The following is a 23,973-nucleotide window of genomic DNA, read 5'->3' as shown; positions in this document are numbered from 1 at the left end:
AGCACTTCTGCCACTCTTCACCGCCTGGGACGTGACCCGTCGCCGGCAGCGGATGCGTACTTTACGGATTACTCCGGCACGACGCAAGGGCTTTCGAAGAAAAATGACAGGCGGGCACCCCGGCCATGATGAAGCGACGATCCCGGGGCGCCGCGGAATCATCCACAGCCACCCGCGGCCCACCGCCTGTGGAAAACCTGGCGCCTTGCCGGAAGACACGAACGCCCGCGCGAGGCGGGCGTCCTTCAGGGGCGAGCGGAGGGGGCGGGTTCAGGCGAGCGTCACGCGGGCATAGCGCTTCTTGCCGGCCTGGATCACGTAAGTCCGGCCGGTGTCGAGCAGGTGATCCCGATCGACGACTTCGCCATCCACCTTGACCCGGCCGTTGCCGAGCATGTCCTTGGCCTGGGCGCTGTTCTTGGTCAGCCCCGAGCGGTTGAGCACCGCGGCGATGGGCGCCTGGGCGCCGCCCTCGAAGTCGACCTCTACCTCGGGCAGGTCCTCGGGCAGCTCCCCTTCGGCCAGCTGGTTGCCGGCGCTTCGGTGGGCGTTGGCGGCGGCCTCTTCACCGTGGTAGCGGGCGATGAGCTCCCGGGCCAGTTCCATCTTGATGTCACGGGGGTTGGCGCCGTCATCCACCTTGCGCTTGAGGGCCTGGATCTCCTCGTTGCTCTTCAGCGAAAGCAGGTCGAAGTAGCGCCACATCAGGCTGTCCGGCATGGACACCAGCTTGTTGAACATCACGCCCGGCGGCTCGTCGACGCCCACGTAGTTGCCCAGTGACTTGGACATCTTCTGCACCCCGTCGAGGCCTTCCAGCAGCGGCATGGTGATCACCACCTGGGAGGCCTGGCCGAAATGCTTCTGGATCTCGCGGCCCATCAGCAGGTTGAACTTCTGGTCGGTGCCGCCCAGCTCGACGTCCGCCTCCAGGGCCACGGAGTCATAGCCCTGCACCAGCGGATAGAGGAACTCGTGGATGGAGATCGACTGCCCGGCCTGGTAGCGCTTCTCGAAATCGTCCCGCTCCAGCATGCGCGCCACGGTGCTCTGGCCGGCAAGCTCGATCATGTCGGCGGCGCTCATCGAGGAGAACCACTCGGCATTGAAGCGCACCTCGGTCTTCTCCGGGTCGAGGATCTTGAACACCTGCGCCTTGTAGGTCTCGGCGTTGACCTTGACCTCGGCCTCGGTGAGCGGCTTGCGGGTGACGTTCTTGCCGGTGGGGTCCCCGATGCGGCCGGTGAAGTCGCCGATCAGGAAGATGACCTGGTGACCGAGGTCCTGGAACTGACGCATCTTGGTCAGCAGCACGCTGTGGCCCAGGTGCAGGTCGGGGGCGGTGGGATCGAAGCCCGCCTTGATCCGCAGCGGACGACCGGAGGCCAGCTTCTTTTCCAGCTCCTCTTCCAGCAGGATCTCGTGGGTACCACGCTTGAGCAACGCTAGCGCGTCGGCGACGTCGGACATGCTCTCCTCTCCACTCGGCAAGGGCGGCCCGCTTGGGGCGGCGATGGACTATGGCGATGGTCGGGGATGTTACCATGCCAGCCAACGACGGTTGAGCCCTTGCCTGGAGCCCCCATGCCCTACTTCATCGGCCTGATGTCCGGCACCAGCCTGGACGGCATCGATGCCGCCCTGGTGGAGATCGACGCGGACCGCCCGCCCCGCCTCGCGGCTACCCATGGCGTGCCGATGCCGGTCGCGCTGCGTGAGCGTCTCTGGCAGCTTTGCCATGCCGAGCGAGCCCGCTTCGCCGAACTGGCCGAGGCCGAGACGGCCTTCTGCGACCTGCAGGCCGGGGCGGTGGCGGGGCTGCTCGCCAACAGCGGCCTCGCCGCGTGCGACATCGCCGCCATCGGCAGCCACGGCCAGACCATCGAGCATGCCCCCGGCGGCCATGAGGGCGGGCCTCCCTATACCCTGCAGCTGGACGACCCCAGCCGGCTCGCCGAGCTGACCGGCTGCCGGGTGGTGGCGGATTTCCGGCGTCGCGACCTGGCCGCCGGCGGCCAGGCGGCCCCGCTGGCCCCGGCCTTCCACCAGGCGCTGTTCCGCGCGCCCGGCCAGTGGCGGCTGGTGCTCAACCTGGGCGGCTTCGCCAACCTGACGCTGCTGCCGCCGACGGAGGATGAGCGGGCCCCGCTCGGCTTCGATACCGGCCCGGCCAATGCCCTGCTGGACGCCTGGTATCGCCGCCATCGCGGCGGGGCCTATGACCCGGACGGGGCCTGGGCGGCCTCGGGGGAGGTGGATCCCTCGCTGCTCGAACTGCTGCTCGCCGAGCCCTTCTTCCATCGCCCGCCGCCACGCAGTACCGGCCGGGAGGTCTTCAACCTCAGCTGGCTGCATGCCCAGCTCGACGGCGACGAGGCACCGGAGGACGTCCAGGCGACCCTGGCCGAACTCACCGCCACCAGCATCGGCATGGGCATCGAGATGGCCCGGGAGCAATGCGACGCGCCCCCGGCGGAATGCCTGATCCCCTGCGGAGGCGGCGCCCACAACGGTGACCTGCTGAGCCGGCTCGCCCGCCACCTGCCCGAGACGCCCCTCGAGGATGCGACCCGCCTCGGCTGGCCCCCCGACTGGCTGGAGGCGGCGGCCTTGGCCTGGTTGGCCTGGCGAAGGCTCGAGGGCCTGCCCGGCAACCTGCCCTCGGTCACCGGGGCGGCCGGCCCCCGGGTACTGGGCGGCATCTATGCCCCCTGATGCACTCACCAAGCTCAGACACCGGTCGCGATCGGCCTCGAGGTGGCATCTGAAAAGGCTCGCGCTCGAGGGGCTAGTAGTCGTCCTCGCCTCGTAGGGAGAGATGACTGGCCGCCTCCTTGGCCTCGGCCAACCCCTCGGCGCCTTCGTCGCCGTACTTGATCATCATGCGCAGGTCGTTGGCCGAATCGGCATGCACCAGGGCCACCTCCTCGCTGATCCGGCCCTGCCTGAAGAGGTCATAGAGGGCCTGGTCGAAGGTCTGCATGCCCATGTCCCGCGAGCGGGCCATGATGTTCTTGACCTCGGAGACTTCCCCCTTGCGCACCAGGTCGCCGATCAGCGGCGACTTGAGCATGATCTCGATGGCCGGGCAGCGTCCGCCGTCCATCGTGGGCAGCAGCTGCTGGGCGACGATGGCCCGCAGGTTCAGCGAGAGGTCCAGCCACACCTGGTCATGGCGCTCGTGGGGGAAGAAGTGAATGATGCGGTCCAGGGCCTGGTTGGCGTTGTTGGCATGCAGGGTCGCCAGGCAGAGGTGGCCGGTCTCGGCGAAGGTCAGGGCATGCTCCATGGTCTCCCGGGTACGGATCTCGCCGATCAGGATGACGTCCGGCGCCTGGCGCAGGGTGTTCTTCAGAGCGACCTCGAAGGAGTCGGTGTCGATGCCGACCTCGCGCTGGTTGATGATCGCCTTGCGATGCGGGTGCACGTACTCGATGGGGTCCTCGACGCTGATGATGTGGCCGCCGAGGGTCTCGTTGCGCTGCTGGATCATCGACGCCAGGGTCGTCGACTTGCCCGTCCCGGTACCACCGACCACGAACACCAGGCCCCGCTTGATGTTGGCCAGCTCCCCGAGTACCGGCGGCAGCGACAGCTCCTCCAGGTGGGGAATCTCGAAGGCGATGCGACGGATCACCATGGCCGGCTGGTTGCGCTGACGGAAGGCGCTGACACGGAATCGTCCGCGCCCCTCCAGGCTGAGGGCGAAGTTCGCCTCGTGCTCGTCGACGAAGCGCTGCCGATAGTTGTCCGGCATCGAGGCCCCCACCAGCTCGTTGACCTGCTCGATGGACAGCCCTTCCTCGCCCATCGGGGTGAGCTTGCCGGCCATCTTCAGGGTGGGGGGCGCCTTGACCGAGATCAGCAGGTCCGAGGCATCCTTCTCGATCATGATGTCCAGCAGCTGGTACAACCATTCTTTCGCGGTCATGTCAGGACTCCTTGCAGCATGCCATCAGCTGGCGAGCACGGCCTTGGCCTTGGCCTGGGCCTCTTCCCGCGCCACCACGTTGTCGGCCACCAACCGGGCCAGGGAGGCGTCCAGGGTCTGCATGCCCAGGTTGCCGCCGGTCTGGATGGCCGAGTAGATCTGCGCCACCTTGTCCTCACGGATCAGGTTACGCACCGCCGAGGTGGCGATGAGGATCTCGTGCGCCGCCACCCGGCCGCCGCCCTGACGCTTGAGCAGGGCCTGGGAGATCACCGCCTGCAGCGACTCGGAGAGCATGGAACGCACCATGGCCTTCTCGTCGCCGGGGAAGACGTCGATGATACGGTCGATGGTCTTGGCCGCGGAGGTGGTGTGCAGGGTCCCGAACACCAGGTGGCCGGTCTCCGCCGCGGTCAACGCCAGGCGGATGGTCTCCAGGTCGCGCATCTCGCCGACCAGGATCACGTCCGGGTCCTCGCGCAGGGCACTGCGCAGCGCCGGGGCGAAGCCGTGGGTGTCGCGATGCACCTCGCGCTGGTTGACCAGGCAGCGCTTGCTGCGATGCACGAACTCCACCGGATCCTCGATGGTGAGGATATGCTCGAAGCGATTGTCGTTGATGTAGTCGATCATCGCCGCCAGGGTGGTGCTCTTGCCCGAGCCGGTGGGCCCCGTCACCAGCACCAGGCCCCGCGGCAGCATGGACAGGCGGCGGAAGACCTCGCCCAGCCCCAGGTCGTTGAGCGTCCAGACCTCGGAAGGGATGGTACGGAACACCGCCCCGCAGCCGCGCGCCTGGTTGAAGACGTTGACACGGAAGCGCGACACCCCCGGCACCTCGAAGGAGAAGTCGGCCTCCCAGAACTCCTCGAAGTCCCGACGCTGCCGATCCGAGAGGATGTCATAGATCAGCTTGCGGACCTCGCGGTCGTCCATGGCCGGCACGTTGAGGCGGCGGATGTCGCCGTCGACCCGGATCATCGGCGGCAGGCCCGCCGAGAGATGGAGATCGGAGGCGTTCTGTTTTGCCGAGAATGCCAGCAGTTCGGTAATATCCATGCGGTTCCCCTGCTCCCGGGATAAGGTGTTCTTAGTATGACAGACCTCGCGACATGACGGATCTGGTACTTTCCGAGTCCTTGACCGCCGCCCGCCGCCGGCTCGAGGCGGCGCTGGCCGACGCCGGCCGTCCCGCCGGCGACGCGGCGCTGCTCGCCGTCAGCAAGACCAAGCCGGCCGCCATGATCCGCGAGGCCCACCGCCTGGGACAGCGCGACTTCGGCGAGAACTACGTCCAGGAAGCCCTCGACAAGCAGGCCGAGCTCGCGGATCTGGGCGACATCGTCTGGCATTTCATCGGGCCGCTGCAATCCAACAAGACCCGCGACGTGGCCGAGCATTTCGCCTGGGTACACAGCCTAGACCGCGAGAAGATCGCCCGGCGTCTCAACGATCAACGCAGCGAGGACCTGCCGGCGCTGAACGTCTGCCTGCAGGTCAACATCAGCGGGGAAGCCTCGAAGTCCGGCGTGTCCCTCGACGAGCTGCCCACCCTGGCCGAGGCCGTGCTGGGGATGCCCCGACTGCGGCTGCGCGGCCTGATGGCGATCCCGGCCCCCGCCGAGACCCTCGTCGAGCAACGCCGTCCCTTCGCTCGACTGCGCGAGGCCCTGGAGGCGCTGAACGCGCGCTTCCCGGAGGCGCATCTCGACACCCTGTCGATGGGCATGAGCGGCGACCTGGAGGCCGCCGTCGTCGAGGGCGCCACCCTGGTGCGCCTCGGCACCGCCATCTTCGGGGAGCGCCAGCGCTTCCATTGAGCATTCACGACGCCGCCGGCTCGCCGACGGCACCCTTCGTCGACCCAGACAGGACAGAACGCATGGCAAGCCAAGTCACCTTCATCGGCGCCGGCAACATGGCCAGCGCCATCATCGGCGGGATGATCGAGAGCGGCTACCCCCGCGACGCCATCACCGCCACCGCCCCCCATGAGGACGCCCTGGCGCCGATCCGCGAGCGGCTGGGCATCCACACCTCCACCGACAATGCCGCCGCCGTGTCCGAGGCCGACGTGGTGGTGCTCGCGGTCAAGCCGCAGATCATGCACGACGTCTGCGCCGGCCTGCGCGATGCCGTCCAGGCCCACAAGCCGCTGATCCTCTCGGTGGCGGCCGGCCTGTCCGCCGACACCCTGGAGGCCTGGCTGGGCGGCGAGCTCGCGGTGGTGCGCTGCATGCCCAACACGCCCTCGCTGGTCGGCGCCGGGGCCGCCGGCCTCTATGCCAACGGCCGGGTCGACGGGGACCAGCGCCGCCTGGCCACCGAGCTGCTCGAGGCGGTGGGCCTGGTCGAGTGGGTCGAGGAGGAGGCCCTCCTCGAGGCCGTGACCGCCGTGTCCGGCAGTGCCCCGGCGTATTTCTTCCTGATGTTCGAGGCCATGGAGGAGGCCGGCGCCAAGCTGGGCCTGCCCGCCGACACCGCCCGCCGCCTGGCCATGCAGACCGCCTTCGGCGCGGCGCGCATGGCGATGGACAGCGACAAGACCCCGGGCGAGCTGAAGCGCAACGTGATGTCGCCGGGCGGCACCACCGAGCGCGCCATCGCGCACCTGGAGGACGCCGGCCTGCGCCGCATCATGGCCGAGGCCATGGACGCCTGCGCGACCCGCGCCCGGGAGATGGCCGAGGAACTGGGCAAGCGCTGACCGCCCATCCACGCGCCCGTACGCACACGACATGGAGGAGCCCTGATGGGCAGTCAATTGGGAAACGCCGGTCTCTTGCTGATCAACACCCTCGTCAACATCTACCTGTTCCTGCTGATGCTGCGCTTCCTGCTGCAGGCATCCCGGGCGGACTATTACAACCCCATCAGCCAGTCGGTGGTGAAGCTGACCCAGCCGGCGGTGCGGCCCTTCCAGGCCTTCCTCGGCCCGGTGATGGGACGCTTCGACCTGGCCACCCTCGCCAGCGGCTTCGTGATCAAGCTGGTGGCGATCATCGCCATCCTGCAGATCGCCGGCTACGGCATGGCGCCGCTGGATGACCTGGCCATCGGGGCGGTGGCCGCGCTGGCCAACGCCATCCTCAAGATCTATTTCTTCGCCCTGATCGTGATGATCATCCTCAGCTGGGTGGCGCCCCAGGCCAGCCACCCGGGTGCCATCCTGGTGATGCAGCTGGTGGAGCCGATCATGGCCCCGGTACGCCGGGTGATCCCGCCGCTGGGCATGCTCGATCTCTCGCCCATCGTGGTGTTCATCGCCATCAGTCTCATCGATGGTATCGTGGTGGGCTCGCTGGTCCGGGCCGCCGGCGTGGTCGGCGCCCTGGTCGGCCTCTAGGCACGCCTTTGCCCAACGGGCGCGCGATGAGCCCTGCGGGGCTCATCGGCGGCGAGGCGCTGGACCGGCGCTCCTACAGCTAACGATAACGACTGGACACGACACGATAGATGACCGAGCTGCCCCAAGATTCGGTCGGCCTGGTGACGCCGGAAACGGCGCACTTCGACGACCCCTTGCCCCTGGCCTGCGGCAGGACGCTGCCGGCCTATGACCTGGTCTACGAGACCTACGGCACCCTCAACGCCGAGCGCACCAACGCCATCCTGATCTGCCATGCGCTGTCCGGACACCACCATGCCGCCGGCTACCACTCCCTGGACGAACGCAAGCCGGGCTGGTGGGACGCCCACATCGGTCCCGGCAAGTCCATCGACACCGACCGATTCTTCGTGGTGTCGGTGAACAACCTGGGGGGCTGTCACGGCAGCACCGGGCCCAATACCCCGAATCCCGAGACCGGCGAGCCTTGGGGGCCGGACTTCCCGATGATGACGGTGCTCGACTGGGTCCACAGCCAGGCGCGGCTGGCCGACCGGCTGGGCATCGAGCGCTTCGCCGCCGTAGTGGGCGGCAGCCTGGGCGGCATGCAGGTGCTGCAGTGGACCCTGTCCTATCCCGAGCGCATCGCGCATGCCGCCGTGATCGCGGCCACCCCCAAGCTCTCGGCCCAGAACATCGCCTTCAACGAGGTGGCCCGTCAGGCCATCCGCTCGGATCCCGACTTCCACGACGGCCACTACGCCGAGCATGGCACCCTGCCCCGTCGGGGCCTCAAGCTGGCGCGGATGGTGGGTCACATCACCTACCTGTCGGAAGACGCCATGGGCAGCAAGTTCGGTCGCGACCTGCGCAGCGAGGATTTCAACTTCGGCTACGACGTGGAGTTCCAGGTGGAGTCCTACCTCCGCTACCAGGGCGATACCTTCTCCACCTCCTTCGACGCCAACACCTACCTGCTGATGACCAAGGCGCTGGACTACTTCGATCCGGCCGCGGCCCGCGGCGGCGACCTGGCGGCGGCGCTGGCGCCGGCGAGCTGCCCCTTCCTGGTGGTCAGCTTCTCCAGCGACTGGCGCTTCCCGCCTTCCCGATCCAAGGAGTTGGCCAATGCGCTGATCCGGGCCGGCAAGCCGGTGAGCTACGTCAACATCGACTCGCCCCACGGGCATGACGCCTTCCTGTTGCCCGAGCCGCGCTACCAGGCGGTGTTCGCCGCCTTCATGGCGCGCGTGGCCCATGACCAGGGACTGGAGGACCGCCGATGATGCGCGCCGACCTGCAATTGATCCATGACTGGGTGCCCCAGGGGGCCCGGGTCCTCGACCTGGGCTGTGGCGACGGCACCCTGCTGGCCGCCCTGGCACAGGCGAAAGGCGTCACCGGCTACGGCCTGGAGATCGACCCCGACGGCATCACCGCCTGCCTGGCCCGGGGCGTCAACGTCATCGAGCAGAACCTCGACGAGGGCCTCTCCAACTTCGAGGACGACGCCTGCGACCTGGTGGTGATGACTCAGGCCCTCCAGGCCCTGCGCCGCCCGGACCGCATGCTCGACGAGATGCTCCGCGTCGCCGGGGAGTGCATCATCACCTTCCCCAACTTCGCCTACTGGCGCCACCGGGTGCACCTGGGCCTGCGCGGCTACATGCCGGTGTCCAAGTCGCTGCCCCATGCCTGGTACGACACGCCCAACATCCACCTGTCGACCTTCAACGACTTTGAACACCTGTGCCGGGACAAGGGTCTGATAATCGTCGACCGGGCGGTGGGCGTCGGCGGTCACGAGGGACACTGGACCTCTCGGCTGTGGCCTAACCTGTTCGGTGAGATCGCCATCTTCCGGGTCGCCCGCGGCGAGGGTTGAGCCGGGCGAGGCCGAGACCATGGAACCGCGAAGGAGGGAAATCGGCATGAGGATTCGACAGCTTCTGGGCGGGCTGGCCGCCGGCCTGCTGCTGGCCGCCCCGCTGGCCCAGGCCCAGCAGTACGAGCAGTATGGCGACTACCAGATCCACTACAATGCCCTGAACACCAGCTTCCTGACCCCCGAGGTGGCCACGGCCGCGGGCATCCAGCGCAGCCGGGCCATGGGCATGCTCAACGTCAGCGTGCTGGAGGAGCAGGAGGACGGCACGACCCGCTCGGTGAACGCCCGGGTCGACGGCAAGGTCAGCGGGCTGACCGGCCAGCCGTTGTCGCTGGACTTCCGCGCGGTGCGCGACGGCGAGAGCCTGTACCACATCGCCACCTTCCGCATCCACGAGGGCGAGCCCATGCGCTTCGAGCTCGAGGTCTCCCCGGACCCCGACGCCCCGCCGGCGGAGATCGGCTTCGTGCAGCGCTTCTATATCGATCGCTGAACCGGCAGGTCCCGCCCCGGGTCCACCGCCAGCGCCTCGCCGAGCGAGACGCCCACCGGCCGCCCGGCGTCTCGCTCGAAGCGGCATTCCCGGGCCAGCAGTTCCACGCCCTGGTCTGCCACCCGGCGCAGGGCGGCGGCATAGGCCGGGTCCAGGTGGGCCGCCGGCGACACTCCCCGAATGCCCTCGTGGGCCACGCAGAACAGCAGCACGGCACGGTGTCCCTGCGCCGCCAGGCCCGCCAGGACCTCCAGATGCTTGCGGCCCCGCTCGCTGACCGCATCGGGGAAGTAGCCGTGGCCGTCGACCTCGCGCAGGGTCACCTGCTTGACCTCCACGTAGCTCGCCTCGCCCTCCCCGTCGCCCAGCCGGAAGTCCAGCCGTGCGCCGGCCACCCGGGCCTCGCGCTTCACGGTGCCCAGGTCGGCCAGCTCCTCGACCCGACCGGCCGCCAGGGCCTCCTCGACGATGCGATTGGTGCGGCCGGTATGCACGGAGGCCAGGGCGATCTCCCCGTCCGGCTGGGGCAACTCGATCAGCTCCCAGGTCCAGGCCAGCTTGCGCCGGCGGTCGTCGCTGGGCGCCAGCCACACCCGGCAGCCCGGCACGTTGACCGCACGCATGGAGCCGGTGTTGGGACAGTGGGCGACCACCTCGCGGCCATCGTCGAGGCGCACGTCGGCCAGGAAGCGCTTGTAGCGGCGCAGCAGGGTGCCGGACACCAGCTCGGGATAGCGCATCAGGCCACCCCCTGCCGGCCCAGGAAGCGGCCGATGCGCTCCACCGCCGCCTCCAGGCGGTCGATCTCGGTGGTGAAGGCGATGCGCACGTGATGCTCCCCGCCCTGCAGGGCGAAGTCGGTGCCCGGGGTGATGGCGACGTTCTCCTCCTCCAGCAGGCGTCGGCAGAAGGCCTCGCTGTCGCGGCTGTAGCGGGAGATGTCCAGCCACAGGTAGAAGGCCCCCTGGGGCGGCACGTCGGGGGCCAGGCCCAGGCTCGCCAGGCCCTCGAGCAGGGCATCGCGACGGCGGCCGAGCGCCTCCCGACGCGCCTCCAGGATGTCGCGGCACCCGGGCTCGAAGGCCGCCAGGGCGGCATGCTGGGCCGGTGTCGGCGCGGCCAGGAAGACGTTCTGGGCCAGCCGGGTCAGCGGCTCCACGGCGGCCTCCGGGGCCACCAGCCAGCCCAGGCGCCAGCCGGTCATGCCGAAGTACTTGGAGAAGCTGTTGACCACGAAGGCCTCCGGGGCGATGGCCGCCGCCGAGAGCGGCGGCAAGTCGTAGCAGAGGCCCTGGTAGATCTCGTCGACCAGCAGGTGGCCGCCACGGGCGGCGACGGTCTCGGCCACCGCGGCCAGTGCCGGTGTATCGAGCATATGGCCGGTGGGGTTGGAGGGCGTGGCCAGCATCGCCAGCCGGGTGTCGCTTCGCCAGTGACCGGCGAGTCGCGCGGCATCCAGCTGCCAGCCGCTATCCGGGCCGACCGGCACGGCCTCGACCTCGGCGCCGGCGAGCGCCATGAAATGGCGATTGCAGGGGTAGGTCGGGTCGGCCATCACCACCCGGTCGCCGCGCTCCACCAGCAGCTGGCTGGCCAGCAACAGGGCGCCGGAAGCCCCCGGGGTGACGATGATGCGGGCCGGGTCGACCTCGGCGGCGAAGTGGCGCGCATAGTGGCCGGCGATGGCCTCGCGCAGCGCCGGCAGCCCCGCGGCCGGAGTATAGCGGGTCCGCCCCTCGTCGAGGGCGCGCCGGCCGGCGGCCACGATCGGGGCCGGCGTGGGGAAGTCGGGCTCGCCGACCTCCAGATGGATGACGTCATGGCCGTCGGCCTCCCGGGCCTGGGCCGTCTCCAGCAGGCTCATCACGCGGAAGGGGGCGACGGCATCCAGTCGCGCGCTCCAGGACATGCGGGGTCTCCTCTGAACGGCATCATGGACTTGGCGGGCATCTTTTCGCCCTGCCATAGTCAAAGACCGCATGTTACGACTTTTGGCGCGCCGACGCAGGGGCGACCGGGCGGGGTATTGCAAAGGTGGCGTTTTTTCGCTAAACAAGCATCCCTTTGGCGTGAGATACCTCAGCATCGCGGCGGGTATTGATCAGCAGCAGTCACACGAGACACGAGGCAGGTGCCATGCCAGTAGCAGAACGGAAGATGGAAGCGCCCAAGAAATTCACCCCGTACGAGCCGGCACCGGGTGAAGAGTACATGAACGAGAAGCAGCTCGAGCACTTCCGACAGATCCTCGAGGGTTGGAAGCAGGAGCTGATGGAGGAGGTCGATCGCACGGTGCGTCATCTTCAGGAGGAGGCGAACAACTACGCCGATCCGGCGGACCGCGCCACCCAGGAAGAAGGCTTCAGCCTCGAACTGCGCACCCGGGATCGGGAGCGCAAGCTGCTCAAGAAGATCAACGAGACCCTCGAGAAGATCGACGAGGATGATTACGGCTTCTGTGAGGCCTGCGGCGTCGAGATCGGCATCCGTCGACTCGAGGCGCGCCCCACCGCCACCCTGTGTGTCGACTGCAAGACCCTGGCCGAGCTCAAGGAGAAGCAGCTCGGGGGCTGAATGCGGGTCACGACGCCGTCCCTCGACGGGCACCCCCGGGTGCCCGTACGCCTGATCGCCACCCCGCCCCGGAGCCGTCCATGAACGCCTACCGTGGCCGCTTCGCCCCGACGCCCTCGGGGCCCCTGCACTTCGGATCGCTGGTCGCCGCCCTGGCCAGTTTCCTCGACGCCCGTCACGCCCGGGGCCACTGGGCCCTGCGCATCGAGGACATCGACCCGCCACGCTGCCCGCCCGGGGCGGCGGACACCATCCTGCGCCAGCTGGAGGCCTTCGGCCTGCACTGGGACGGCCGCGTCCGTTACCAGCAGGACCGCGGTCAGGCCTATGCCGAGGCCCTGAAGCGCCTCGAGGCACGCGGGCTGGCCTACCCCTGCAGCTGCTCCCGCAAGCAGTGGCGCGAGCATCCCGTCTATCCGGGCTGGTGCCGTGACGGCCTCGAGGAGCCCGGCAAGCCGGTGGCCTGGCGGCTGCGCAGCGACCTGGGGCCGCGGCCGATCCGCTGGCAGGACCGGCTGTTCGGACTCCAGACCCTCGACCCGGCCGCGCTCGGCGACGTGGTGCTCAAGCGCAAGGACGATCTCTGGGCCTACCAGCTCGCCGTGGTGGTGGACGACGCGGACCAGGGCATCACCGAGGTGGTGCGCGGCGCCGACCTGCTCGACAACACCCCCTGGCAGCGCCAGCTCCAGCATGCCCTGGGCCTGCCCGAACCCCGCTATCTGCATCTGCCGCTGATCCTCGGCGACGACGGCCAGAAGCTGTCCAAGCAGAACCTGGCCCCGCCCCTGCCGGCCACCGAGCCCGAGGCTCGGCCCTTGCTGCATCGCGCCCTGGTCGCCCTGGACCAGGCGCCCCCCGCCGAGCTGGCCTCGGCCCCGGCGACCGAGCAGCTGGCCTGGGCCATCGCCCACTGGGACCCGACCCGGCTGCTGGCCGAGCTCGAGCGCCCGCTGCGGGACACCGCCGTCTGAGGAGACCCCGTGTACGTCTACCGCATCGTGCTCTTCCTGGTGCTCGGGGGCTACCTGCTGTCGCCGCTGCTGATGAGCGGCTGGGGCAGCCCCGGGGTCGCCTGGTACCGTCCCTTCCTGATCTGGGGCGTGCTGATCGCCCTGACCCTGTGGCTGGAACGCAAGCGTCGACTCGATGAACGCCGTTAGGGAGCCGTCTCGATGAGCCTGACCGGCCTGCTGACCCTGGGCGTCGGCTATCTGCTGCTGCTGTTCCTCTGCGCGCTGGCCGTGGAGCGCGGCTGGCTGCCGGCCCGCCTGGTCCGCCACCCTGCCGTCCACCTCCTGGCCCTGGGGGTCTATGCCAGTGCCTGGGCGGTGTACGGCAGCCTGGAGCAGGCCAGCCGCAGTGGCTTCGGCTACCTGGCCTACTACCTGGGCGCGGCCGGGGCCTTCCTGCTCGCCCCGGTGCTGCTGGTACCCATCCAGCGCATGGCGCGCACCTACCAGCTGGCCTCCCTTGCCGACCTCTTCGCCTTCCGCTTCCGCTCTCGCTGGGTCGGCACCCTGATCACCCTGGTCAGCCTGCTGGCGGTGCTGCCGCTGCTCGCCCTGCAGGTGCAGACCATGGGCCATGCCATCCACCTGCTCACCGGGGCCGGCTCCCGGGAGTGGCTGGCCCTGGGCTTCAGCTGCCTGATCGCCCTGTTCGCGATCCTCTTCGGCGCCCGGCACACCCATCTCAACGCCCGCCAGGACAGCCTGCTGGCGGCCATCGCCTTCGAGTCGGTGGTCAAGCTGGGCGCCATGCTGGCCCTGGGCGCCTTCGCGCTGTACGGCATCTTCGACGGCCCCGCCGACCTCCAGGCCTGGCTGGACGGGCCGGGGCATCCCGTCCAGGCCGAGACCCACCCCCTGGATCCGGCCCACTGGCGAACCCTGCTGCTGCTGTTCTTCGCCGCGGCCTTCCTGATGCCGCACATGTTCCATATCACCTTCGCCGAGCCCCTCGGCCGGCGCACCCTGCTCCAGGCCGGCTGGGCCCTGCCGCTCTTCCTGCTGCTGATGGCCCTGCCGGTGCCGCTGATCCTCTGGGGCGGCCAGCGGTTGGGGGTCGACCTGGACGCCACCGGGGCGGCCTACCTGGCCTTCGGCCTGTCGTCCTCCTGGTGGGTGGGGGCCCTGGCCTTCATCGCCGGCCTCGCCGCGGCGAGCGGCACCATGATCATCATCTCCCTGGCCCTGTCGGGGATGATCCTCAACCACCTGGTCCTGGTGGCGCATCCGCCCATCGCCCAGCCCGACCTCTACCGCTGGCTGCGCTGGCTGCGCCGGGGACTGATCGCCGCGGTGGTGGTCGGCGGCTGGCTGTTCTACCGCACCGTGGGGGTGAACCACGATCTCTCCACCCTGGCGGTGACCTCCTTCAGCGGGATGGCCCAGTGCCTGCCCGGCATGCTGGCCCTGCTCTACTGGCCGGGGGCCAACCGCAAGGGCATGGTCACGGGGCTGCTGATGGGCACGGCGGTCTGGCTGCTGGGCCTCTGGGTCCCGTTGCTCAGCGAGCATCCGGGGCTGGTCATCCTGCCGCCCGGCCTGGAGGTGCTGGCCGACGAGCCCCACTGGTACGTGATCACCCTGGTCTCGCTGGCCGTCAACGTGCTCACCTTCATCCTGGTGTCGCTGGCCACCCGGACCTCGGCCGGCGAGCGCGCCGCCGCCGAGGCCTGCTCCGTGGACGCCGTGGTGCGTCCCATGCGCCTGCCCCTGGTGGCGACCAGCGGCGTGGAGATCAAGCGGCACCTGGCCCGGGCCCTGGGCGAGGAGGTCGCCGATCGCGAGGTGGACCGGGCCCTGTCGGCGCTGCAGCTGTCACCGCTGGACGGCCGCCCCTATGCGCTGCGCCGGCTGCGCGACCGAATCCAGGCCAATCTCTCCGGGCTGATGGGCCCCTCGGTGGCCCAGGACATCGTCGACCGCTTCCTGCCCTATCGCCAGGACGGTCCCGGCGCCACCGAGGACATCCACTTCGTCGAGAGCCGCCTGGAAGCCTACCGCTCGCGCCTCACCGGGCTGGCCCGGGAGCTCGACGGGTTGCGTCGCTATCACCGGCGAACCCTGACCCGGCTGCCGGTGGGGCTCTGTGCCTTCGGCGAGGACGGCGAGCTGCTGATGTGGAACGACGCCCTCGCCGAGCTCTCCGGCATCGCCGGGGAGTCGGTGATCGGCGCCCACCGGGACACCCTGCCGCCGCCCTGGAACGAGCTGCTCGGCCGCATCCTCGCCGAACCCCACAGCCACCTCTACAAGCAACCGGTGGAGCTGGCCCGGGGCCAGCGCTACCTGAGCCTTCACAAGGCCGAGCTGCACGGCGAAGAGCACGAACCCGGCGGCAACGTCATCCTGGTGGAGGACCACAGCGAGATGAAGTGGCTGGAGGACGAGCTGGTGCATGCCGCGCGGCTGGCCTCCATCGGCCAGCTGGCCGCCGGCGTGGCCCACGAGATCGGCAATCCCATCACCGGGATCTCCTCGCTGGCGCAGAACCTGCGCTACGACACCGACGACCCGGTGCTGCTTGAGACCGCCGACCAGATCCAGCAACTCACCGATCGGGTGTCGCGGATCGTCGGCTCGCTGGTGGGCTTCGCCCACGGCGGGCGTCACGTGACCGGCGCGGGCTTCGTGCCGGTGTCGATGGCCGAGGTCACCGACGAGGCCCTGCACTTGATCCACCTTGCCCGCTCGGGGGAGGATATCCGCTACGAGAACCGTTGCCCTTCGACGCCCGAGGTATCCGGCGACGCCCAGCGCCTGCAACAGGTGATGATCAACCTGCTCGGCAATGCCCGTGACGCCAGCACCCCCGGGGGGCGGGTGATCGTGGACGCCGAGCCACGGGACGACTGGCTGCTGGTCACCGTCACCGACGAGGGCCACGGCATCGACGCCAGCGTGCGCGACCACCTCTTCGAACCCTTCACCACCACCAAGCCGGCCGGTGAAGGCACGGGGCTCGGCCTGCCGCTGGTCTACAGCATCGTCGCCGAACACGGCGGCCAGATCGACATCGAGTCCCCTCCCCCCGGACAGGACAGCGGCACCCGCATCAACCTGTGGCTGCCCCTCAACCAAGAGGATGCTGAGAGCACCGATGAGCCGGATCCTGATCGTTGAAGACGAAGCCATCATCCGCAGCGCCCTGAAGCGGCTGCTGGAACGCCACGACCACGAGGTCAGCGAGGCCGGCTCGGTCGCCGAGGCGCTGGCCCTCGACCCGCAAGGCTTCGACCTGGTGATCAGCGACCTGCGCCTGCCCGGCGAGCCGGGCACCGAGTTGATCGCCCGGGCCGCCCCGGTGCCGGTGCTGATCATGACCAGCTACGCCAGCATGCGCTCGGCCGTGGAAGCCCTGAAGCTCGGCGCCGTGGACTACGTGGCCAAGCCGTTCGACCACGACGAGCTGCTCGAGACCGTCGCCCGGGTGCTGCACCAGCGTGCCCTGCAGCAGGGCGAGCCCCCCGACGTCACCGAACCCGGCGGCGAACGCCAGACCATGATCGGCAACTGCCCGGCCATGCAGGCGGTCTACACCCGCATCCGCAAGACCGCGCCGGCCGACGTCACCGTGCTGATCCAGGGCGAGTCCGGCACCGGCAAGGAGCTGGTCGCCCGTGCCATCCACCAGCAGAGCAAGCGCGCCGCCGCCCCACTGGTATGCGTGAACTGCGCGGCCATCCCCGAGACGCTCATCGAATCCGAGCTGTTCGGCCACGAGAAGGGCGCCTTCACCGGCGCCAGCGCCGCGCGCACGGGCCTGGTCGAGGCCGCCGACGGCGGCACCCTCTTCCTGGACGAGATCGGCGAGCTGCCGCTGGACGCCCAGGCACGGCTGCTGCGCGTGCTCCAGGAAGGCGAGATCCGCAAGATCGGCTCGGTGGAGACCCGCCATGTGGACGTGCGCCTGATCGCCGCCACCCACCGCGACCTGCGCGCCCTGTCCAAGACCGGCGAGTTCCGCCTCGACCTCTACTACCGCCTCAACGTCATGCAGATCGACCTGCCGCCGCTGCGCGATCGCGAGGACGACATCCTGCAGATCGCCGACGTGCTGCTGGAGAAGGCCTGCCGGCGTCACGACCGCGACGGCCTGCGGCTCTCCCGGGCCGCCCGCCGGGAGATCCGCGACTTCCCGTGGCCGGGCAACGTGCGCGAACTGGAGAACGCCCTCGAGCGAGGCGTGATCCTCGCCGAAGGCCACCTGATCCACCCCGACGACCTGGGGCTTTCCCCGACGCCGCGGCCGGCTCCCCCGCCCCCTTCCGCACAGCCTGGCCCGCCCGTCGGCGAGACGCCGCCTGCGGAACCCCAGGCCGAGGCCGCCGGCGAGGAAGAAGATCTGTCCCTGGAAGACTACTTCCAGCACTTCGTCCTGGAGCACCAGGACCAGATGAGCGAGACCGAGCTGGCGCAGAAGCTCGGCATCAGCCGCAAGTGTCTCTGGGAGCGTCGCCAGCGCCTGGGCATCCCGCGCAAGAAGGGCCCGAGACGCAGCGCCGGCTGACGCCGCCCGTCAACCCGACCAAAGTGCCAGCGCCCGCGGCTCCGGCTGCGGGCGCGCTTCTTCGACCTCGGCGCGGGTGTTTCGCCCCATTTGTTACCTTCCCACACACCTCCTGCCCCACGAGGGGGCTACGGGGGTAACACTCATCGGACGCCTCGGGCGCGGCGATCACACCGAAAATCGCATGTAGTTGTTATTATTGCATTTTTCACAACATGGCACAGCCCCTGCTATATTCAGGACAAGAAAAACAACGCCGGATGCCACCCGCGGCCAACAATCACAACAAGGTTCGCGAGCGGTGACGGGCCCGAGCTCATAACAACAACAAGACCCCGGGCCGAAGACACTCGAGCGCCACGCCGACAACAAGAACAGCAGCGGCACCAGGGCGCGAGTCCTTCGAGGCAACAACAACAATTCGCTCGAAGTCCGGAATCAGGACGCGACGCACCAACCCCGGCCACCAACAAGAACAAGGGCCGCCAGGTGCACCCCCGTCAACAACAACAAGACGGCGGGGGGAGGCAAACACCATGCCGTCGTGGTTGGATTATTGTTTTGAATACGAGGCGGTCGCCCTCAGGAACGTCAACAAAGACAACAACATTGCTTGCCTGAAAATTCCTTGGTGACTGTGGTGCGTATTCAAGGCGATGCGCCATCACGAAGAAGAATCAGCAGCAGGGATGCTGCATCCTGCTTCACGGGGGAGGCCAACGGCCTCCCCCGTTTCCTTTCCGGACGACGCTTGCCAGAACCCCCCACGCTTTGCAAGGTGTCGGGGGTCCGCTACACTCAACGCTTTTCGAATCCCCCGCGAGTCGACAACGCCGCATGATCAAAGGTTTTACCCGCTTCCTGCAGAGCCCCGGCGAGCATCTCCGGTCGCTGTTCGGCCCGCAGGACGCGTCCGCCAGCCGCCCCGTGCTGCGCGTCATTCCCCGTCAGGAGCATCCGGTATCGCGCCAGCACTTCAGCGACGCCGCCCTCAAGGTGCTGTACCGGCTGCACAACGCCGGCCATGAAGCCTTCCTGGTGGGGGGCTGCATCCGCGATTCCCTGTTGGGCCGCATGCCCAAGGACTTCGACGTGGCCACCGATGCCACGCCCGAACAGGTCCGGGAGCTGTTCCGCAACTCGCGGATCATCGGCCGTCGCTTCCGTATCGTGCATGTCCGCTTCGGCCGCGAAGTGATCGAGGTGACCACCTTCCGCGGCAAGCCCGGCGACGACCATGGCGACCATATCGCCCAACAGTCCGACGACGGCATGCTGCTGCGCGACAACGTCTGGGGCAACATCGAGGAAGACGCCCTGCGCCGGGACTTCACGGTCAATGCCCTCTACTACAGCATCGCCGACTTCTCGATCCACGACTTCGCCGACGGCGTACGGGACATCGAGTCGCGCACCCTGCGCCTGATCGGCGACCCGGCGACCCGCTACCGCGAGGACCCGGTGCGCATGCTGCGGGCCGTGCGCTTCGCGGCCAAGCTCGACTTCCACCTCGCCCCGGAGACCGAGGCGCCCATCGCCGAGCTGGCCCCGCTGCTGCTCCAGGTGCCGCCGGCCCGTCTGTTCGATGAGGTGCTCAAGCTGTTCATGGCCGGTCATGGCGTGGAGACCTTCCGGCTGCTGCGCGACTATGGCCTGTTCGCCATGCTGTTCCCCGAGGCCGACGAGGCCATGGCCGAGCTGCCCTGGGCGGAGGCCGTCATCGAGCAGGCCCTGGCCAGCACCGACAAGCGCATTCACGAGGAACGCCCGGTGACCCCGGCCTTCCTCTTCGCCGCCCTGCTCTGGGGACCCGTCCAGCAACGCCAGAAGGCGCTCGAGGACGATGGCATGCCGCCCATCCCCGCGCTGCAGGCCGCGTCCCAGCAGGTCATCTCCCGCCAGCTCCAGCATGTCGCCATCCCCAAGCGCTTCAGTCTGCCGATGCGCGACATCTGGGACCTGCAGCAGCGCCTGCCGTTGCGTCGCGGCAAGCGCGTCTTCCAGACCCGGGAACACCCGCGCTTCCGGGCCGCCTACGATTTCCTGCTGATCCGCGAGGCGGCCGGCGAACTCGAGCCGGGCCTGGGCGACTGGTGGACCGCCTTCCAGGACGCCGACGAGCACGAGCAGCGACGACTGCTGAGCAAGGCCGGCGCCGACCCCGCCGGCAGCGGCGCGCCGCGCAAGCGTCGTCGTCGCCGTCGCAAGCCACGCAAGCCCTCCGGCGAGTCATGAACCCGCCGCATCGCGCCTGGATCGGCCTGGGCAGCAACCTGGACGGGCCCCACGAGCATGTGGAGCGCGCCCTGGACGAGCTCGACGCCCTGCCGCTGACCCGCCGTCGCCAGGCCTCGCGTCGCTACGCCAGCCGCCCCGTCGGCCCCGCCGACCAGGCCGACTTCGTCAATGCCGTGGCCGAGCTGGAGACCCGGCTGTCGCCGCTGGCCCTGCTCGACCAGCTCCAGGCCCTGGAGCAGCGCCATGGCCGGGTCCGGGGACGCCGCTGGGGGCCCCGCACCCTGGACCTGGACCTGCTGCTCTTCGACGAGCGACGGATGGCTACGCCGCGGCTGATCCTGCCCCATCCGGAGATGACCCGGCGGGCCTTCGTCCTGGTGCCCCTGGCCGAGCTCGCGCCGGAGCTGTCGCTGCCCGATGGCCGGTGCGTGGCGGACCTCGCCGACGACCTGACACGGGACGGCCTGCGCCCGGTGTTACCCGAACCCTGAGCGGTGACGGCCGAGTGTTACCTATCGACACCTCCGCCCGCTTCGGGTAACAATTGCGGGTTACACAGGGACCCGGCGTCACGCCGGCCGTCCGCGAACGACACGAGAGCACGCCATGAAACCTGTCACCCTGAGCACGCTCCAGGCCTTCAAGCGCGCCGGTGAGACCTTCAGCTGCCTGACCGCCTACGATGCGTCCTTCGCCCGCGCCGCCAGCGACGCCGGGATCGAGGTCCTGCTGGTCGGCGATTCCCTGGGCATGGTGCTCCAGGGGCACGCCAGCACCCTGCCGGTGACCCTCGACGAGGTCTGCTACCACACCCGCTGCGTGGCCCGGGGCAAGGGCGCGAGCCTGCTGATGGTGGACCTGCCCTTCATGAGCAACGCGAGCACCGAGCGACTGCTGCAGGATGCCGGCGAGCTGATGCGCGCCGGGGCCGAGCTGGTCAAGGTGGAGGGCGAGGCCTGGATGGCCGACGGGATCCGCGAGCTGACCCGCCGGGGCGTGCCGGTCTGTGCCCATCTGGGCCTGACGCCCCAGACCGTCTACCAGCTCGGCGGCTACAAGGGCCAGGGCCGCGACGCCGACCAGGCCAGCCGCATCCTCGAGGATGCCCGCATCCTGGTCGAGGCCGGCGCCTCGGTGATCCTGCTCGAGTGCGTGCCGGCGAGCCTGGGCCGTGCCGTGGCCGAGGCCCTGGAGGTGCCGGTCATCGGCATCGGCGCCGGCGCCCACACCGACGGCCAGATCCTGGTGATGCACGACGTGCTCGGGGTCACCGGCGGGCGGACCCCGCGCTTCGTCAAGAACTTCATGGCGGAGGCCGAGGACATCCCGGGTGCCTTCCGGCGCTACCACGAGGACGTCAAGGCGCGGCGCTTCCCCGCCGAGGAGCACTCCTTCTGATGCGGACCCTGCACGCGATCCCCGCCCTGCGCGAGACCCTGGCGGCCCACCGCCGGGCGGGCCGGACCGTCGGCCTGGTGCCGACCATGGGCAACCTGCACGACGGCCATCTGGCGCTGGTCACCGAGGCGCGTCGCCGGGCCGACGTGGTGGTCGCCACCATCTTCGTCAATCCCATGCAGTTCGGGCCCAGCGAGGACCTGGACGCCTATCCGCGCACCCTGGCGGCGGACCAGGCGCGGCTCGAGACGGCCGGCTGCGACCTGCTGTTCGCCCCGGACGAGGCCACGATCTACCCGCGCGGCCTCGACGCCCAGACCCGGGTCAGCGTACCCGAGGTATCGCAGGGGCTGTGCGGCGGCTCGCGCCCGGGCCATTTCGACGGCGTGGCGACCATCGTCACCATGCTCTTCCACCTGGTGCAGCCCGACCTGGCCTGTTTCGGGGAGAAGGACTACCAGCAGCTGGCGGTGATCCGCCGGCTGGTCGCCGATCTCCACCTGCCCGTGGAGGTGGTGGGCGTGCCCATCGTTCGCGCCGAGGACGGCCTGGCGCTGTCCTCGCGCAACGGCTACCTGGACGACGCCCAGCGCGCCCGGGCGCCGGAGCTCTACCGCACCCTGTGTGCGCTGCGCGATGCCCTGGAGGCCGGCGAGCCGACCGAGGCCACGCTGGCGCGGGGCCTGGCCCGCCTGAGCGAGGCAGGCTTCGCGCCCGACTACCTGGAACTGCGTGCCGCCGACCTCGGCCCGGTCGGCGAGACGACGCGCGACGCCGTGCTGCTGGCCGCGGCGCGCCTGGGCTCGACCCGCCTGATCGACAACCTGACGCTGACCCTCCCCCGCTGAGGGCCCGGCCGCCGCCACGAGAGGAAGTGCTCGAATGCTGACCACCATGCTCAAGGCCAAGCTGCACATGGCCCGCGTCACCCATGCCGTGCTGAACTACGAGGGCTCCTGTGCCATCGACGGCGAGCTGCTGGACATGTCCGGCATCCGCGAGAATGAGCAGATCCAGATCTACAACGTCGAGAACGGCCAGCGCTTCACCACCTATGCCATCCGCGCCGAGGAGGGCTCCCGGGTGATCTCGGTCAACGGCGCCGCCGCCCACCTGGCCGGCGAAGGCCAGCGCGTGATCATCTGCAGCTATGCCCAGTACACCGACGCCGAGCTCGATGCCCACGAGCCCGCGCTGGTGTACCTGAAGGAAGGCAACGTGATCAGCCACACCAGCAACGCCATCCCCGTCCAGCTCGCCTGAGCCGTGCCGGGGCATCGCCCCGGCCCCTCCCTTGCCTATACTGAAGTTCGGTCATTTTCCGTCGTCGGGGATTGCCGCAGCGCACAAGAGTCCCCTATGCTGAGCGGACGCCCGTCCGCGAACTTCAGGAGTATTCCTCATGCAAGAAGTGGTGATCGTCGCCGCCCGTCGTACCGCCGTCGGCGCCTGCGGCGGCTCCCTGGCCGGCATCCCGGCCAGCGACCTGGGTGCCCATGTCATCAAGGACATCCTCGCCAGCACCGGCGTCGCCCCCGACCAGGTCGACGAGGTCCTGCTCGGCCAGGTGCTGACCGCCGGTGTCGGCCAGAACCCCGCCCGTCAGGCCTCCATCAAGGCCGGCCTGCCCGAGGGCGTTCCCGCCATGACCATCAACAAGGTTTGCGGCTCGGGCCTCAAGGCCCTGCACCTGGCCACCCAGGCCATCCGCTGCGGCGACGCCGAGCTGATCCTGGCCGGCGGCCAGGAGAACATGTCGCTGGCCCCCCACGTGCTGCCCCACTCCCGCACCGGCCAGCGGATGGGCGACTGGAAGGCCCTGGACACCATGGTCCACGACGGCCTGTGGGACGCCTTCAACGACTATCACATGGGCATCACCGCGGAGAACCTGGCCGAGAAGTACGGCATCACCCGCGAGCAGATGGACGAGTTCGCCGCCGGCTCGCAGCAGAAGGCCGCCGCCGCCATTCGCGAGGGCAAGTTCAAGGGCCAGATCGTCCCGGTGGAGATCCCGCAGCGCAAGGGCGACCCGCTGGTCTTCGACACCGACGAGAACCCCCGCGAGGTCACCGCCGAGAAGCTCGGCGGCATGCGCCCGGCCTTCAAGAAGGACGGCACCGTCACCGCCGGCAACGCCTCCTCGATCAACGACGGCGCCGCCGTGGTGATGATCTGCTCCGCGGAGAAGGCCCAGGCGCTCGGCCTCGAACCCCTGGCCCGCATCAAGGCCTACTCCAACGCCGCCGTCGATCCGGCGATCATGGGCATCGGCCCGGCCCCGGCCACCCGCCGCTGCCTCGAGAAGGCCGGCTGGAGCCTGGACGACCTGGAGCTGATCGAGGCCAACGAGGCCTTCGCCGCCCAGGCCCTGGCGGTGAACAAGGAGCTCGGCTGGGACGCCGACCGGATCAACGTCAACGGCGGCGCCATCGCCCTGGGCCATCCCATCGGCGCCTCCGGCTGCCGCATCCTGGTGACCCTGGTCCACGAGATGATCGCCCGGGACGCCAAGAAGGGCCTGGCGACCCTGTGCATCGGCGGCGGGCAGGGCGTGGCGCTCGCCATCGAGCGCTGATCCCCCGGTGCATCCCGCCTCCCGCGCC

23 protein-coding genes are annotated in these 23,973 nt (G+C 69.4%); 18 read left to right on the top strand and 5 right to left on the bottom strand.

Annotated elements, in window-relative coordinates:
* Nucleotides 1–270 precede the first annotated feature (270 nt).
* Nucleotides 271–1,470: a tyrosine--tRNA ligase gene (gene tyrS / locus BEI_RS01065; RefSeq protein ID WP_097787775.1), complete on the bottom strand. Its 1,200-nt coding sequence runs from the start codon at nucleotides 1,468–1,470 to the stop codon at nucleotides 271–273.
* A 114-nt stretch (nucleotides 1,471–1,584) separates the two neighbouring features.
* Here tyrS and BEI_RS01060 point away from each other — a divergent pair, with 114 nt between their 5' ends.
* Nucleotides 1,585–2,715 carry an anhydro-N-acetylmuramic acid kinase gene (locus BEI_RS01060; RefSeq protein ID WP_097787774.1) on the top strand — a complete coding sequence of 377 codons (1,131 nt, stop codon included), beginning with the start codon at nucleotides 1,585–1,587 and terminating at the stop codon, nucleotides 2,713–2,715.
* Between the two features lie 73 nt (nucleotides 2,716–2,788).
* Here BEI_RS01060 and BEI_RS01055 read toward each other — a convergent pair whose 3' ends face one another.
* On the bottom strand, nucleotides 2,789–3,931 hold the full coding sequence (locus BEI_RS01055; RefSeq protein ID WP_097787773.1) for a PilT/PilU family type 4a pilus ATPase: 1,143 nt from the start codon (nucleotides 3,929–3,931) through the stop codon (nucleotides 2,789–2,791).
* A gap of 24 nt (nucleotides 3,932–3,955) precedes the next feature.
* Entirely contained in the window at nucleotides 3,956–4,990 is a 1,035-nt protein-coding gene (locus tag BEI_RS01050; protein ID WP_097787772.1) for a type IV pilus twitching motility protein PilT, read from the bottom strand.
* Nucleotides 4,991–5,043: 53 nt separating this feature from the next.
* Between BEI_RS01050 and BEI_RS01045 the strand changes: the two genes are divergently transcribed.
* The 6 genes from BEI_RS01045 to BEI_RS01020 all read left to right on the top strand — a co-directional run bounded on the left by BEI_RS01045 (nucleotide 5,044) and on the right by BEI_RS01020 (nucleotide 9,640).
* Nucleotides 5,044–5,751, top strand: a complete 708-nt coding sequence (locus tag BEI_RS01045) for a YggS family pyridoxal phosphate-dependent enzyme (protein ID WP_097787771.1) — start codon at nucleotides 5,044–5,046, stop codon at nucleotides 5,749–5,751.
* Nucleotides 5,752–5,813: 62 nt separating this feature from the next.
* Nucleotides 5,814–6,638: a pyrroline-5-carboxylate reductase gene (gene proC, locus BEI_RS01040; protein ID WP_097787770.1), complete on the top strand. Its 825-nt coding sequence runs from the start codon at nucleotides 5,814–5,816 to the stop codon at nucleotides 6,636–6,638.
* Between the two features lie 45 nt (nucleotides 6,639–6,683).
* Nucleotides 6,684–7,277: a YggT family protein gene (locus BEI_RS01035; protein WP_097787769.1), complete on the top strand. Its 594-nt coding sequence runs from the start codon at nucleotides 6,684–6,686 to the stop codon at nucleotides 7,275–7,277.
* Between the two features lie 110 nt (nucleotides 7,278–7,387).
* Nucleotides 7,388–8,545, top strand: a complete 1,158-nt coding sequence (metX, locus tag BEI_RS01030) for a homoserine O-succinyltransferase MetX (protein ID WP_097787768.1) — start codon at nucleotides 7,388–7,390, stop codon at nucleotides 8,543–8,545.
* Nucleotides 8,545–9,144 carry a methionine biosynthesis protein MetW gene (metW, locus tag BEI_RS01025; protein ID WP_097790952.1) on the top strand — a complete coding sequence of 200 codons (600 nt, stop codon included), beginning with the start codon at nucleotides 8,545–8,547 and terminating at the stop codon, nucleotides 9,142–9,144. Before metX ends, metW begins: the two co-directional genes overlap by 1 nt.
* Before the next feature lie 46 nt (nucleotides 9,145–9,190).
* Nucleotides 9,191–9,640: a DUF4426 domain-containing protein gene (locus BEI_RS01020; RefSeq protein WP_097787767.1), complete on the top strand. Its 450-nt coding sequence runs from the start codon at nucleotides 9,191–9,193 to the stop codon at nucleotides 9,638–9,640.
* Here the strand turns inward: BEI_RS01020 and sfsA are convergent.
* Nucleotides 9,625–10,380 carry a DNA/RNA nuclease SfsA gene (gene sfsA / locus BEI_RS01015; RefSeq protein ID WP_097787766.1) on the bottom strand — a complete coding sequence of 252 codons (756 nt, stop codon included), beginning with the start codon at nucleotides 10,378–10,380 and terminating at the stop codon, nucleotides 9,625–9,627. The genes BEI_RS01020 and sfsA overlap by 16 nt on opposite strands.
* Nucleotides 10,380–11,549 carry a pyridoxal phosphate-dependent aminotransferase gene (locus BEI_RS01010; protein ID WP_097787765.1) on the bottom strand — a complete coding sequence of 390 codons (1,170 nt, stop codon included), beginning with the start codon at nucleotides 11,547–11,549 and terminating at the stop codon, nucleotides 10,380–10,382. Before BEI_RS01010 ends, sfsA begins: the two co-directional genes overlap by 1 nt.
* 227 nt (nucleotides 11,550–11,776) lie before the next feature.
* On the opposite strand from BEI_RS01010, the gene dksA reads away from it, so the two are divergent.
* The 11 genes from dksA to BEI_RS00955 all read left to right on the top strand — a co-directional run bounded on the left by dksA (nucleotide 11,777) and on the right by BEI_RS00955 (nucleotide 23,945).
* Nucleotides 11,777–12,214 (top strand): RNA polymerase-binding protein DksA, encoded by a 438-nt coding sequence (dksA, locus tag BEI_RS01005; protein ID WP_097787764.1) that lies wholly within the window; start codon nucleotides 11,777–11,779, stop codon nucleotides 12,212–12,214.
* An 80-nt stretch (nucleotides 12,215–12,294) separates the two neighbouring features.
* Nucleotides 12,295–13,188, top strand: a complete 894-nt coding sequence (gluQRS, locus tag BEI_RS01000; protein ID WP_097787763.1) for a tRNA glutamyl-Q(34) synthetase GluQRS — start codon at nucleotides 12,295–12,297, stop codon at nucleotides 13,186–13,188.
* A 9-nt stretch (nucleotides 13,189–13,197) separates the two neighbouring features.
* Nucleotides 13,198–13,377, top strand: coding sequence for a hypothetical protein (locus BEI_RS00995; protein ID WP_097787762.1), 180 nt, complete (start codon nucleotides 13,198–13,200; stop codon nucleotides 13,375–13,377).
* 12 nt (nucleotides 13,378–13,389) lie between these two features.
* Nucleotides 13,390–16,344 (top strand): ATP-binding protein, encoded by a 2,955-nt coding sequence (locus BEI_RS00990; protein ID WP_097787761.1) that lies wholly within the window; start codon nucleotides 13,390–13,392, stop codon nucleotides 16,342–16,344.
* Nucleotides 16,322–17,731 (top strand): sigma-54-dependent transcriptional regulator, encoded by a 1,410-nt coding sequence (locus BEI_RS00985; protein ID WP_097787760.1) that lies wholly within the window; start codon nucleotides 16,322–16,324, stop codon nucleotides 17,729–17,731. The genes BEI_RS00990 and BEI_RS00985 overlap by 23 nt, the downstream gene beginning before the upstream one ends.
* Before the next feature lie 837 nt (nucleotides 17,732–18,568).
* Nucleotides 18,569–19,966 (top strand): polynucleotide adenylyltransferase PcnB, encoded by a 1,398-nt coding sequence (gene pcnB, locus BEI_RS00980; RefSeq protein WP_097787759.1) that lies wholly within the window; start codon nucleotides 18,569–18,571, stop codon nucleotides 19,964–19,966.
* Nucleotides 19,963–20,460, top strand: a complete 498-nt coding sequence (folK, locus tag BEI_RS00975) for a 2-amino-4-hydroxy-6-hydroxymethyldihydropteridine diphosphokinase (protein ID WP_097787758.1) — start codon at nucleotides 19,963–19,965, stop codon at nucleotides 20,458–20,460. Before pcnB ends, folK begins: the two co-directional genes overlap by 4 nt.
* A 115-nt stretch (nucleotides 20,461–20,575) precedes the next feature.
* Nucleotides 20,576–21,367 carry a 3-methyl-2-oxobutanoate hydroxymethyltransferase gene (gene panB / locus BEI_RS00970; protein ID WP_097787757.1) on the top strand — a complete coding sequence of 264 codons (792 nt, stop codon included), beginning with the start codon at nucleotides 20,576–20,578 and terminating at the stop codon, nucleotides 21,365–21,367.
* Nucleotides 21,367–22,215 (top strand): pantoate--beta-alanine ligase, encoded by an 849-nt coding sequence (panC, locus tag BEI_RS00965; RefSeq protein ID WP_097787756.1) that lies wholly within the window; start codon nucleotides 21,367–21,369, stop codon nucleotides 22,213–22,215. The genes panB and panC overlap by 1 nt, the downstream gene beginning before the upstream one ends.
* Nucleotides 22,216–22,249: 34 nt before the next feature.
* Complete coding sequence (gene panD / locus BEI_RS00960; protein ID WP_097787755.1) at nucleotides 22,250–22,630, top strand: aspartate 1-decarboxylase; 381 nt, start codon at nucleotides 22,250–22,252, stop codon at nucleotides 22,628–22,630.
* 139 nt (nucleotides 22,631–22,769) lie between these two features.
* On the top strand, nucleotides 22,770–23,945 hold the full coding sequence (locus BEI_RS00955; RefSeq protein ID WP_097787754.1) for an acetyl-CoA C-acetyltransferase: 1,176 nt from the start codon (nucleotides 22,770–22,772) through the stop codon (nucleotides 23,943–23,945).
* Nucleotides 23,946–23,973 lie beyond the last annotated feature (28 nt).

This window comes from Halomonas beimenensis (assembly GCF_002549795.1).
Lineage (GTDB): Bacteria > Pseudomonadota > Gammaproteobacteria > Pseudomonadales > Halomonadaceae > Halomonas > Halomonas beimenensis.
This window is presented reverse-complemented; position numbering and strand designations above follow the sequence as displayed.

Excerpts from the sequence above, each read along its gene's own strand:
- BEI_RS01035 (WP_097787769.1), top strand. The coding sequence starts at position 6,684 with ATGGGCAGTCAATTGGGAAACGCCGGTCTCTTGCTGATCAACACCCTC.
- tyrS (WP_097787775.1), bottom strand. The coding sequence starts at position 1,470 with ATGTCCGACGTCGCCGACGCGCTAGCGTTGCTCAAGCGTGGTACCCAC.
- BEI_RS00985 (WP_097787760.1), top strand. The coding sequence starts at position 16,322 with ATGAGCCGGATCCTGATCGTTGAAGACGAAGCCATCATCCGCAGCGCC.
- proC (WP_097787770.1), top strand. The coding sequence starts at position 5,814 with ATGGCAAGCCAAGTCACCTTCATCGGCGCCGGCAACATGGCCAGCGCC.
- BEI_RS01045 (WP_097787771.1), top strand. The coding sequence starts at position 5,044 with ATGACGGATCTGGTACTTTCCGAGTCCTTGACCGCCGCCCGCCGCCGG.
- sfsA (WP_097787766.1), bottom strand. The coding sequence starts at position 10,380 with ATGCGCTATCCCGAGCTGGTGTCCGGCACCCTGCTGCGCCGCTACAAG.
- metW (WP_097790952.1), top strand. The coding sequence starts at position 8,545 with ATGCGCGCCGACCTGCAATTGATCCATGACTGGGTGCCCCAGGGGGCC.
- BEI_RS01055 (WP_097787773.1), bottom strand. The coding sequence starts at position 3,931 with ATGACCGCGAAAGAATGGTTGTACCAGCTGCTGGACATCATGATCGAG.
- panB (WP_097787757.1), top strand. The coding sequence starts at position 20,576 with ATGAAACCTGTCACCCTGAGCACGCTCCAGGCCTTCAAGCGCGCCGGT.
- panD (WP_097787755.1), top strand. The coding sequence starts at position 22,250 with ATGCTGACCACCATGCTCAAGGCCAAGCTGCACATGGCCCGCGTCACC.
- folK (WP_097787758.1), top strand. The coding sequence starts at position 19,963 with ATGAACCCGCCGCATCGCGCCTGGATCGGCCTGGGCAGCAACCTGGAC.
- panC (WP_097787756.1), top strand. The coding sequence starts at position 21,367 with ATGCGGACCCTGCACGCGATCCCCGCCCTGCGCGAGACCCTGGCGGCC.
- pcnB (WP_097787759.1), top strand. The coding sequence starts at position 18,569 with ATGATCAAAGGTTTTACCCGCTTCCTGCAGAGCCCCGGCGAGCATCTC.
- BEI_RS01060 (WP_097787774.1), top strand. The coding sequence starts at position 1,585 with ATGCCCTACTTCATCGGCCTGATGTCCGGCACCAGCCTGGACGGCATC.
- gluQRS (WP_097787763.1), top strand. The coding sequence starts at position 12,295 with ATGAACGCCTACCGTGGCCGCTTCGCCCCGACGCCCTCGGGGCCCCTG.
- BEI_RS00990 (WP_097787761.1), top strand. The coding sequence starts at position 13,390 with ATGAGCCTGACCGGCCTGCTGACCCTGGGCGTCGGCTATCTGCTGCTG.
- metX (WP_097787768.1), top strand. The coding sequence starts at position 7,388 with ATGACCGAGCTGCCCCAAGATTCGGTCGGCCTGGTGACGCCGGAAACG.
- dksA (WP_097787764.1), top strand. The coding sequence starts at position 11,777 with ATGCCAGTAGCAGAACGGAAGATGGAAGCGCCCAAGAAATTCACCCCG.
- BEI_RS00955 (WP_097787754.1), top strand. The coding sequence starts at position 22,770 with ATGCAAGAAGTGGTGATCGTCGCCGCCCGTCGTACCGCCGTCGGCGCC.
- BEI_RS01010 (WP_097787765.1), bottom strand. The coding sequence starts at position 11,549 with ATGTCCTGGAGCGCGCGACTGGATGCCGTCGCCCCCTTCCGCGTGATG.
- BEI_RS01050 (WP_097787772.1), bottom strand. The coding sequence starts at position 4,990 with ATGGATATTACCGAACTGCTGGCATTCTCGGCAAAACAGAACGCCTCC.
- BEI_RS01020 (WP_097787767.1), top strand. The coding sequence starts at position 9,191 with ATGAGGATTCGACAGCTTCTGGGCGGGCTGGCCGCCGGCCTGCTGCTG.